Raw genomic sequence first — 6,091 nt, 5'->3', positions numbered from 1 at the left:
TATGAAGCCTTCAAGGAAGAAGCCTATGAGGCGGAACTCTTCAAGCTCTTGGTGCGTATCTCTCGTGAAGGTCTCAGTATCGGGGTTCACCTCTTGATGACAGCCGGTCGTCAAACCAACCTTCGTGCTCAGCTCTACTCGAACTTCAAGCACCAGTTGAGCCTGCCACAAAATGAGGCAGGTGAAGTGCGGGCAATCGTGGGCTCTACACCACTTGCTATGACTATGGAAGATATCAAGGGACGTGCCCTTATGAAGCGTGAAGAGGTGGATGTCATCCAGCTGGCACTCCCAGTTTATGGAGCCAATGACACCCAAGTTCTCAACAACCTACGTCAGGAAGTCGCTTCCCTCCAAGAAGCCTGGACCGGCCAGCGCCCAAGTGCCATCCCGATGGTGCCAGAGGAGTTGACGATGGAAGAATTTTTGAATTTGCCTGATGTACAAGAGGCTATTGAGAATGATCAGATTCCTATCGGTTTGGAACTAGAAATGGTTGGAAGTGTCAATATCTCTCTTAGCAAATTTAAACACATGGCTTATGTGTCAAATGCAGAAGACGCTTTTGATAATATAACGCATCATTTATTAAAAACTATTCTTAGAATGCCTAACGTCCATATGATGTTGATTGATGCTTTCCAAGAATATGAAGCATATAATGACCAGGTGAAAACCTATGTTGGAAGCAAAAAGGAACTATCGGACATAGGAAATCAGCTAATCTATGAAATAGAACGCCGTCTTGAAAAAGGCATATCATCTGAGTGGATCATTTTTATACCTAATATGAGAGCACTAGTATCCGAAAGCGATTTAAATGATCAACAGCTTCAATTTATGTTTGAGAATGGGTATCGAGTAGGGATGAGGTTTATTATTGGTACTGATTATACTTATATTGGGACAAGCATCGACCCAATTCCTAGATACCTCAAAACAAATGTCCAATGGGTCATCTTTGGTATGCGCCTAATGGATCAAACCTTCTTAGATAAAGGAATGTATAACAGAGATGTGGCTCCAGATCTCGATCAGGTTTATTTACATTCTCGGAAAGAAGTCATCAAACTTAAAATTAGTAAGAATAAGTAAAACTATTTTTTGATACTTAAGATTCAACCCGGTCTTTTGACGATTTGATAGTAGAAAGGATAATTGAAAAGGTTATTGAACATGGGACAAGTAAAAAGTGAAAAAGGCAAGGCAAGTACTATTGCAACTGGAATTGTATCAGCAAGCAATAGCATTACAACTGCCGGTACAGTTACTAGGGATAAGACAAGCTATTATACCGCTAATACGGTAGGAAGAAGATTGATTATAAATGAGGCATCTATTGCTAAAAATATTCAATCGAAAATAAGTGAATTCGTAAAACTAATTCATAGTGTCGCAAATGAATTTGAAGTAGTAGATGAGAATATAAGTACAATGTGGCAGAATAATCCAAATAATGGGACAACCAGTCTACCTTCTCCATACTCAAATCCGTCATTTGTTCCTCAAAATAATTTATTTAAGGAGTGAGGATGGAGAAAAGAAAATTAGAAGATATTCAATGTAGTGTTCAACAGATTCAAACAAATTTATCCAAGCTAGAAGAAGAAAGAAATCAGTTTCTTTCCGTTGCGACGGAGATTATAGATCTTTGCCAATCGAACTTCATCCCATATAGAGAATTAGGCTATTATCCGTTATCAGTTAAAGATGAGATGGATCGCCTTGAAAATATAGAAAAGTTAAAAAGGAATGAACAGCTACTGGATGATTTTATCACCGAGAGGAAAGAAGAATTAAAAAAAGCAATGAGTAAGCTAGAGGGCGAAAAAGAGGAACTTCTTTTCCAACAACGCCGTCTTGAATCGCAAAAGGAGGGGAAAAATGGGTATTAAAGTAGACATAGGATCAGCAGACTCGCAGGGTAGCACAGCGAATACGGTATTAAGTAGCCGTGCGAATTATTATGACGCTGTCATTACTGCCTTTAATAAATTGATTTCAGAGGAAGAATTGAAAGGTAAAGCCTATGATAGTGCTAAGTCCTATGCGGAAAATATAATGGTTCCTCTAGTGAGAGGAGTTATCCTCTTTTCAGAGAGCCTGGGAGGAAAAGCGAGTGAACTACCGACTCTTTACCATGCACAAGTCGGTGAAGAAAGTCTAGATGAGGAGACACTTCAAAAGCAAATTGAAGCAGAAAATACAACTATTTCGACTCAAGAAGCTATTTTGAACAGTTTATCTGATTTGAAGAACATCGATTCTACTTATAAAAGTAATGTTCAAGAAATTATCTCAAATGCAACGAGTAAGCGAGATGAGTTACAAAAAAAATTAGAAAAGTTACAGTCATTTGCGAGCTCGACTAGTGGCCAGTTTTCGGATTCAGAAAGCTTACAGAGCTTAGTTCTTCAAGGTTTCGAACAAGTTACAGGTGACTTTGGAAAGTTTGATGGAACTTTTAAAATAGAGGGACAAGCCCCTTGGGCTAATAATATTAATAATGAGTGGAAGAAGCGTTCTGAGGTAATTCAAAATTATCAAAATGTTGTAGATAAAGTTAAAAATGAAACCGAATTAGATGAGACAGATATAAAGGCAATTGCAGAGTATGGAAAACGGTATCCTGGTAAAGAGTTACCAGAGAATGTTAAAGATGCTGTACGAAAATATGTCGAGAGTAAAGTTAATAATAATGTTGACCTAAGCGGGCTAGGGGAGTTTCTTGAAATTGTCCGAGATACATCTCTGGAAGAACTTGCTAAAGAAACAATTTCTAAGTTAAGTTCAACGAATCCTAAACTATCAGAGTACTTTAAGTATTTTACTACTACTGATAAGTTTGGTAATATAAACATTACCTACTCTGCAAATAGTAAAGGATATACGGATGCTTTATTCAAAGCAAATGCTGCGAATCTACTTAAGAATTTCACGATTTCAGAAATTAATATCCCTATACCAGGAACCAATTCTTCTCTTGGGATTTCAGGGATCAGTTCGATATTTATGGGGATGGACTTTTTGAACAACCTGCAAAATGAGAATGCCGGACGTGCCTTTACACATACTGTTGCTACTACGGCAATCGCTACATTAGCAGTAGATGCAGCTGCAACAACACTTGCGGCGGCATATTTTGCAACCGGTTCAGAGGCTATTTTAAGTGTAGCTGCATATGCAGCTACAGGTCCGATTGGTTGGGCTATTGGTGCTGGGGTAGCTGCAGCAACACTTGCTACTTTGGCATATAATTACAATTTTCTTGGAATCAAAGATATAGCAAACGAGATGGGCGACAATCTTGAAAAAAGTGTTAAGGAAATAGGAAGTAATATTGATTCAGGTATCAAAGAAGTTGGAAGTAAAATTGATGCAGGTATCAAGGAAGTCGGAAATAGTATTGATTCCGGTATTAAATCAATTCAGAAAGTGTTTGGGTGGTAAATTTGGAAATTAACTATAGAGAAACGAAGTATTTTTGTCATCAACTTGTAGAACTAAATGGGAAAAAATACATATTAGATGCAAGTTCAATGACTCCTAAGTTCTACTATTGGGGTGTTCCAACGGAGGAATTAACGGTTGAGATGGCGGAACTAAATAGAGAGGATATCAATTTTAGTACCCCGATTAATAAGTTTAAAGCTTCATATGTGGCAATCATGGTTCAACCGCTTGTATGGATTGTTTATTCTTTATTGAAAACTTTTTTTAAAGAGTACAATATTAGCCAACAGATAATTTTAAAATTAGTAGTATTTTGCGCATCTATACTATTCTCTTACTTGATTTTTTATTTGAAAAGAGAGCAAGAACGTAAAAATGTTAAAGCTTTACTGCCTTCTTCTAGTAGAAGATATGAGATGATTTTTAAACCAATATCTGCAAGAAAGCAAGTTTTTGACGCCTATATTTTTACTGTTCCTATAATAGCTTGTTTGGCACTTTATTTGTCTATTAATGATGGAGGAGAAGGTATTGTTCTCGTTATTAATAGCATTATCTCATTTTTTCTTCTATCATTTTTATTTGGAAAGGTTCCCATTCTTTCCGCTTATAAGATTAGAAACGTCACATTTGAAGGAATTAGAGAAATTAAATGAGGTCTTTGATTCAGGCATTAAATCAATTCAGAAAGTGTTTTGGTGGTAAATGTGGAATTAAAATTTAAATATTCAAATATAGCAGTTTTTAGAATCGTTGAGTTTAAGAATAAAAGTTATATCTTAGATCCTACCACTATAAAAGGCAAATCCTATTTCTTCGGTTCGCTTCCGAAAGAGGTTACTGCTGAAATGGTTGAGTTATCTCCATCTAATGATAGTTTTAGAATAAAATCGAAGACACCAATAGGCGCATCTACTGCTCTAGTTATCATGATTCAGCCACTTGTGGGCTTCTCTCATACACTGATGAAAGATGCCTTTATTAGCTGGGGAATCAATCAGCAAATTTTAATGAAAGTAGTGCTATTTGCTTTCTCTGTATTTTTGTCTTATCTTATGGCTGTCTTTTATGAAAAAAGTGCGGTAAGAAAGTTTGAATCAAGAGTTCCCCAAAACAGCAAACGCTGCCGACTTGTTTTTGAACCCAAAGGGAAACGAATGATTGATTGGTGGTATATTACTCTTGGAATTAATACGGTTTGTTTAGCATTTTTTATAGGACTTGACAGTGGTTATGAAAGTGCTATATTGGTTATAAATGGCATAATTTCGTGGTGGTTTTTTGTAATACTGAGAATGCCACAAATCCCAGAGTATTATAAGACACTAACATTAACTGAAATTGAAGAACTATAAATACAGAATGCCGAGAAGTTAGAAAAGACTTTGATTCAGGTATTCAATCCATTCAGAAAGTGTTTGGGTGTTGAATGATGCATTTAAAGTTTAAGAATGCTAATACGATGGCGTATAGCATTGTAGAAATAAAGAAATTATAAATTGAAAGGAAAACAAGAAAATGTCTATTTTGCCAATTGGAACAATTGTTTATTTAAAAGAGGGGAGTCAAAAACTAATGATTCTCAATCGTGGGGTTACTATAGAACAGAATGGTGAAAATGTTTTGTTTGACTATTCTGCTGCTTTTTATCCAATGGGACTAAACCCAGAACAGTTGTTTTACTTCAATCGTGATGATGTAGATAAAGTGGTTTATAAAGGCTATAGTGATGAAGAAGAAGAACGGTTCGCCGAAATTTATCAACGTTGGCTTGATGAAAATGCAACAACAATTAAAAAGGGTGTAACAAAATAATGTGCATCTGTAAAGATTATTGCAAAATATCACAATACTAAATAGAAATCAAAAATGAGGAGCTACTTTGACATTAAAGAAACTCCTCGTTTTTTTAGTTATTTTCCCATCATACAGCTAAGTCTGTGTGGCTATAAGCCAAAATTTATGATACCAAAATATAGCTTTGTTTCTATAGGAAAGGGCTGTTTTGATATTGTAGTATAATAAACAAAGACATTTTTTACTTTTCTCTTCTTCTTACGGTATTGCTCATGTGATATAATGGGATAAGGATTGTTCCTCATTTCAGACGAGTTTATGGATTTCAGGATAAGTTAGCAGGTGAGAAGAGTATTTCTGTTAGCCTCCTTCCTATACACCTGTTAACAGCTATCCACGATAAAAGGAGAGTGTAGATTGGTTTTATTTGTATTAGGAATCTTGGTTTTGCTCATTCTAATCTTAAAAAGAAAACAGAAAACTGCTAAAAAATCTGAAGGGAATTCCAAGAAAAGAAATTGGCTATTAATAGGTTGCTTATCCATAGTGATCCCAATCGTAATCTTCACAGTGTTCAGTCCTATTCTTTCTCTAATGGATATGTGGGGGCTGTTTGCCCATGCAAATCGAACTGAGATTGAGCAAGCTGTGCATCGTTCTTATCAAAATTACGGTCTTACAGGGCAGTTTGAGTTAGAAAAATACGAGAAAAACTATACAAGTGTGGGAGGATTTATAATCCATGGTACCTATAGTGAAAATATAGCTGGAAAAACCTATCAGGTTAAAACTCGATTTAAATACTATACTCGCTTTTCGAAAAGTGAAACATATGGAAAGA

At 35.9% G+C, this 6,091-nt stretch carries 6 protein-coding genes and 2 pseudogenes; all 8 read left to right on the top strand.

Annotated elements, in window-relative coordinates; genetic code table 11:
- Positions 1–1,095, top strand: a pseudogene (locus tag GMD1S_RS06345) (type VII secretion protein EssC); the annotation flags it as partial.
- Between the two features lie 81 nt (positions 1,096–1,176).
- Positions 1,177–1,530 (top strand): TIGR04197 family type VII secretion effector, encoded by a 354-nt coding sequence (locus GMD1S_RS06340; protein ID WP_000531865.1) that lies wholly within the window; start codon positions 1,177–1,179, stop codon positions 1,528–1,530.
- Positions 1,531–1,532: 2 nt separating this feature from the next.
- Entirely contained in the window at positions 1,533–1,895 is a 363-nt protein-coding gene (locus GMD1S_RS06335; RefSeq protein WP_000415470.1) for a hypothetical protein, read from the top strand.
- On the top strand, positions 1,885–3,450 hold the full coding sequence (locus GMD1S_RS06330) for a T7SS effector LXG polymorphic toxin (protein WP_000511727.1): 1,566 nt from the start codon (positions 1,885–1,887) through the stop codon (positions 3,448–3,450). Before GMD1S_RS06335 ends, GMD1S_RS06330 begins: the two co-directional genes overlap by 11 nt.
- A complete protein-coding gene (locus tag GMD1S_RS06325; RefSeq protein ID WP_000247632.1) occupies positions 3,444–4,109 on the top strand; it encodes a DUF443 family protein in 666 nt (221 codons plus the stop codon). The genes GMD1S_RS06330 and GMD1S_RS06325 overlap by 7 nt, the downstream gene beginning before the upstream one ends.
- Before the next feature lie 42 nt (positions 4,110–4,151).
- Positions 4,152–4,808, top strand: coding sequence for a DUF443 family protein (locus GMD1S_RS06320; RefSeq protein WP_000248457.1), 657 nt, complete (start codon positions 4,152–4,154; stop codon positions 4,806–4,808).
- Between the two features lie 163 nt (positions 4,809–4,971).
- Entirely contained in the window at positions 4,972–5,268 is a 297-nt protein-coding gene (locus GMD1S_RS06315) for a DUF4176 domain-containing protein (protein ID WP_000025675.1), read from the top strand.
- 399 nt (positions 5,269–5,667) lie between these two features.
- Positions 5,668–6,091: pseudogene (locus GMD1S_RS06310) on the top strand (hypothetical protein); the annotation flags it as partial.

Origin of the sequence: Streptococcus sp. GMD1S, from assembly GCF_000296875.1 — a bacterium.
Classification (GTDB): domain Bacteria; phylum Bacillota; class Bacilli; order Lactobacillales; family Streptococcaceae; genus Streptococcus.
This window is presented reverse-complemented; position numbering and strand designations above follow the sequence as displayed.